Annotated in this window: 4 protein-coding genes and 1 pseudogene; 3 read left to right on the top strand and 2 right to left on the bottom strand. The window is 65.4% G+C overall.

Features of this window, described 5'->3' with window-relative positions; genetic code table 11:
- Both QM712_RS36060 and QM712_RS36055 read right to left on the bottom strand, forming a co-directional pair.
- Positions 1–246: iron-sulfur cluster assembly protein (locus QM712_RS36060; protein WP_415027905.1), on the bottom strand; the 246-nt coding region annotated here is incomplete at its 3' end.
- 103 nt (positions 247–349) lie between these two features.
- Complete coding sequence (locus QM712_RS36055) at positions 350–790, bottom strand: VOC family protein (RefSeq protein ID WP_415027904.1); 441 nt, start codon at positions 788–790, stop codon at positions 350–352.
- A 194-nt stretch (positions 791–984) separates the two neighbouring features.
- On the opposite strand from QM712_RS36055, the gene QM712_RS36050 reads away from it, so the two are divergent.
- From QM712_RS36050 to QM712_RS36040, 3 genes and pseudogenes are all read left to right on the top strand, one after another.
- Complete coding sequence (locus QM712_RS36050; RefSeq protein WP_415027903.1) at positions 985–1,854, top strand: NAD(P)-dependent oxidoreductase; 870 nt, start codon at positions 985–987, stop codon at positions 1,852–1,854.
- A 22-nt stretch (positions 1,855–1,876) separates the two neighbouring features.
- Positions 1,877–3,154, top strand: a complete 1,278-nt coding sequence (nhaD, locus tag QM712_RS36045) for a sodium:proton antiporter NhaD (RefSeq protein ID WP_415027902.1) — start codon at positions 1,877–1,879, stop codon at positions 3,152–3,154.
- 136 nt (positions 3,155–3,290) lie between these two features.
- Positions 3,291–4,038, top strand: a pseudogene (locus tag QM712_RS36040) (sensor histidine kinase); the annotation flags it as partial.

Genomic DNA, 4,038 nt, shown 5'->3' with positions numbered 1-4,038 from the left:
CTTCCGCTCGGCCGTGAGGGCCACCATGACGGCGGTGACGCCGGGAATGGCGCGCACCGCGGCCTCCGCTTCGGCGCGGATGGATTCCCAGGCCCGCGCCTCGGCGGCATCGACGTTGATCGAGAAGAACACCTTGCCGTCGGAGGCGCTGATCGCGCTCAGCACGTTGGCATTGGTGAGCGCGACCCCGCGCGGTGACTTGATCCGGGCGAGGCTGTCGAGAACCTGTTGCTGCGTCACGCTCAAAGCGCATCTCCTGAACAGAGCATGATCCGGAAAGTAGCGGTTTTCCGATCAGACCATGCTCAAGGCTTTAGGATGCCCCATTAGAGCGGAAATGCCCAAAAGGCTACTGCCGGCCGATATCGTCTGCCATCTCGGCGGGCGATGCCCCCTGCTCCCTGGCTGCCTCGTAGTTGAGCTCGATCATCACGCCGTTGGGGTCACGAACAAAGATCTGCCACAGATCGCCGCCGGGCACCTGGCGGGACTCGAATTTCATCCCCTTGGAGGCCAGCCGCTGCTTCATGCCGTCGAAACCGCGGCTGATGAAGGCGACGTGGTGGACGACGCCGGAATCGGGCTTCTGCGGCTCGGCGGTCGGAGAGATGTCGACGAGATGCACCACCGGCTTGCCCTCGCTGTACATCCAGGCCCCCGGGAAGGCGAAATTCGGCCGGGCACCCTTTTCGAGACCCAGCACGTCCTCGTAGAAGCGGACCGTCTCGGCAAGATTCCGGGTCCGGATGTTGAAATGATCGAGAACGCCGACGCTCACGCCCGTACCCATGCTTCCGCTCCCTTTTTTGAAGTCCTTGTCCCGTCATCCTAGCACAGGAGGCCGCCGAACGAACCCGTTGCCCTCCGGCAGCAAGGGTTTATGGTGCGCCTCCGATCTGCCTTCCCGCCGGAACTCCCGGAGCGCCGTTCCGGCGCCGCCGCCCGGCAAGACCCGTAAAACCCCCTACGGACAAGGTACCGCACATGGCTAAAGTCGCTTTCCTCGGTCTCGGCGTGATGGGCTTCCCCATGGCCGGACACCTCGTGAAAAAAGGGGGCCATGAGGTCACCGTGTATAATCGCACCGCAGCCAAGGCGAAGGAGTGGGCGGACAAGTTCGGCGGCAAGACCGCCGCGACCCCGAAGGCCGCCGCCGAAGGCCAGGATTTCGTGATGTGCTGCGTCGGCAACGACAACGATCTGCGCTCGGTCACGATCGGCGCCGACGGCGCATTCGCCGGCATGAAGAAGGGCGCGACCTTCGTCGACCACACCACCGCCTCGGCCGAAGTCGCGCGCGAGCTCGATGCGGCCGCCACCAAGGCCGGCTTCAAGTTCGTCGACGCTCCGGTGTCCGGCGGTCAGGCCGGCGCCGAGAACGGCGCGCTGACGGTGATGTGCGGCGGCGCGCAGGACGCCTATGCCGGCGCCGAGCCGGTCATCGCCGCCTATGCGCGGATGTGCAAGCTGCTGGGACCCGCGGGCTCCGGCCAGCTCACCAAGATGGTCAACCAGATCTGCATCGCGGGCCTCGTCCAGGGCCTGTCGGAAGGCATCCACTTCGCCAAGAAGTCCGGCCTCGACGTCGCCTCCGTGATCGAGGTGATCTCCAAGGGCGCGGCGCAGTCCTGGCAGATGGAGAACCGCTACAAGACCATGAACGACAACAAGTACGATTTCGGCTTCGCCGTCGAATGGATGCGCAAGGACCTCTCGATCTGCATCGCGGAGGCCCGCCGCAACGGTGCCAACCTGCCGGTGACCGCGCTGGTCGACCAGTTCTACGCCGAGGTCGAGAAGATGGGCGGCAAGCGCTGGGACACGTCGAGCCTGCTCGCACGCCTGCAACGCTGACGTCCGACCGTCCGAAATCGCCTTGCTGATCGCGCTCGCCGCAGTCTTCGTTCTCGCCTACGCGGCGATCGCGCTCGAGCATCCGATCGCGGTCAACAAGAGCGCCTCCGCTCTGATCGGCGCGGGGCTGCTCTGGACGATCTATGCGCTCGCGACCGGCGACCACACGCAGGTCGGCCGGCAGCTCGATGCGTCCGTCGCCTCCACCGCGCAGATCGTGTTCTTCCTGATCGGCGCGATGACCATCGTCGAGGTGATCGACGCGCATGACGGCTTCGAGGTCATCACCGCGCGCATCAGCACGACCAGCCAGGTCAAGCTGATGTGGCTGGTCGGCTTCGTCGCGTTCTTCCTCAGCGCGATCCTGGACAATCTGACGACCACCATCGTGATGGTCTCGCTGATCCAGCGGCTGATCGCCCGGCGCGAGGACCGCCTGCTGTTCGCCTCGCTCATCGTCATTGCCGCGAATGCCGGCGGCGCGTGGACCGTGATCGGCGACGTCACCACGACGATGCTGTGGATCGGCGGCCAGATCACCCCTCTGAACATCATGGGCAAGGTGTTCCTGCCCTCGCTGGTCAACCTGCTGGTGCCGCTGGCCTTCATCAGCTTTGCGCTCAAGGGCAAGACCATCGCGGCACCGTCCAGGGACCACGGATTGCTGGCCGTCGACCGGTTCGAGCGAAACCTGATGTTCTGGCTCGGGCTCGGCATCCTGATCGCCGTGCCCGCCTTCAAGACGATCACCCACCTGCCCCCGTTCATGGGCATCCTGCTCGGGCTCGGCATAGTCTGGCTGGTCGGCGAAATCGTCCACCGCGACAAGGACGAGCACATCCGCCGCCCGCTGTCGCTGGCGCATGCCTTGACGCGCATCGACATGGGCTCGATCGTGTTCTTCGTCGGCATTCTCCTCGCCGTCGCCGTCCTCGAACATGCCGGCCTGCTCGCGATGCTGGCCCGATGGCTGGACGCGACGCTCGGCCGCCAGGACATCATCGTCGTCGTGCTCGGTCTGCTCAGCGCCGTCATCGACAACGTGCCGCTGGTGGCCGCCACCATAGGCATGTACGACCTCGCGCACTATCCGCCCGACAGCTTCCTCTGGGAGTTCATCGCCTACTGCGCCGGCACCGGCGGGTCGATCCTCATCATCGGCTCGGCCGCCGGCGTCGCCGCCATGGGGCTCGAACGGATCGAATTCCTCTGGTACGCGCGCCGCATCGCGGTCCCCGCGCTCGCGGGATATCTGGCCGGCGCCGTGGTCTATGTCGCGCAGCATGCATGGCTGCATTGAGCCGCGCCTGCGCGATCCGGATTAACGCCGCGTTAACGCAAATCTTTAGCTCCTTAAGGCACCTCTTAAGGATTTGTTGCCAGAGATAGAGAATGCAGAAGGCCCGTCTCGCGCGGGCAGGAATTGTTGTTGTTCGATGAGTAACCCCGCTGAAAAGCCCGAGGTTGTGCAGCTTCCGGCCGAACCGGTGAGCGCTCCGCCGGCGAGCACTCGCCGGGCTGCGGCGCAGCGGGTGCGCGAGGCCCGCGACAAGTTAACGTCGACCACCGGAACGCGGCCTGCCTTCGACGCGGAACTGCTCCGCCAATACGCCCAGACACGGCTCTCGGCTTCCTATGTCGTGATGCTGCTCGTGGTCGCGACCGGCGTGTTGTTCGGCTTCTGGATGCAGCCGATCCCGGCCGCGGCCTGGACCTGTGGCATGATCTGCATTCATGCCGCGATGATCCGCAGCTGCCGCCGCTTCCTCGCCGAGCCGACCTCGCCCGCCGCAACGCGCTCATGGCGCACGCGCTTCGTCGTGCTCGACCTGCTCTATGGCCTGTGCTGGATGGCGATCCTGATCCATCCCGTGCTCGACATGGTCACGGAATCGCTGATGATGTTCCTGATGCTGCTGGTGATCGCGGTGTCGAGCATGCTGGCCGCCAATCTGCCGATCGCGGCACTCGCCGCGACCGCGCCGGTCGCGGTCGCGATGGCACTGAGCTTTGCGATGAGCGGCTCGCTGGACAACATCATTCTGGCGGCCCTCGCGCTCGCGGCCGAAGGCTATTTCGTGCTGCTGGCTCATCGCCTGCACTCCTCGACCTTTGCGACGCTGGAGGCCCGCGCCGAGAAGGATGCGCTGATCGGCGAACTCGAACAGGCCAAGGCGATCTCCG

The sequence above is a fragment of the Bradyrhizobium sp. genome (assembly GCF_047605465.1).
Lineage (GTDB): Bacteria > Pseudomonadota > Alphaproteobacteria > Rhizobiales > Xanthobacteraceae > Bradyrhizobium.
Note: the sequence above shows the minus strand (reverse complement) of the source record. Positions and strands in the feature narration are given on the sequence as shown.

What these genes read in the sequence shown, in the direction of transcription:
- QM712_RS36055 (WP_415027904.1), bottom strand. Translation starts at nt 790, where the DNA reads ATGGGTACGGGCGTGAGCGTCGGCGTTCTCGATCATTTCAACATCCGG.
- QM712_RS36050 (WP_415027903.1), top strand. Translation starts at nt 985, where the DNA reads ATGGCTAAAGTCGCTTTCCTCGGTCTCGGCGTGATGGGCTTCCCCATG.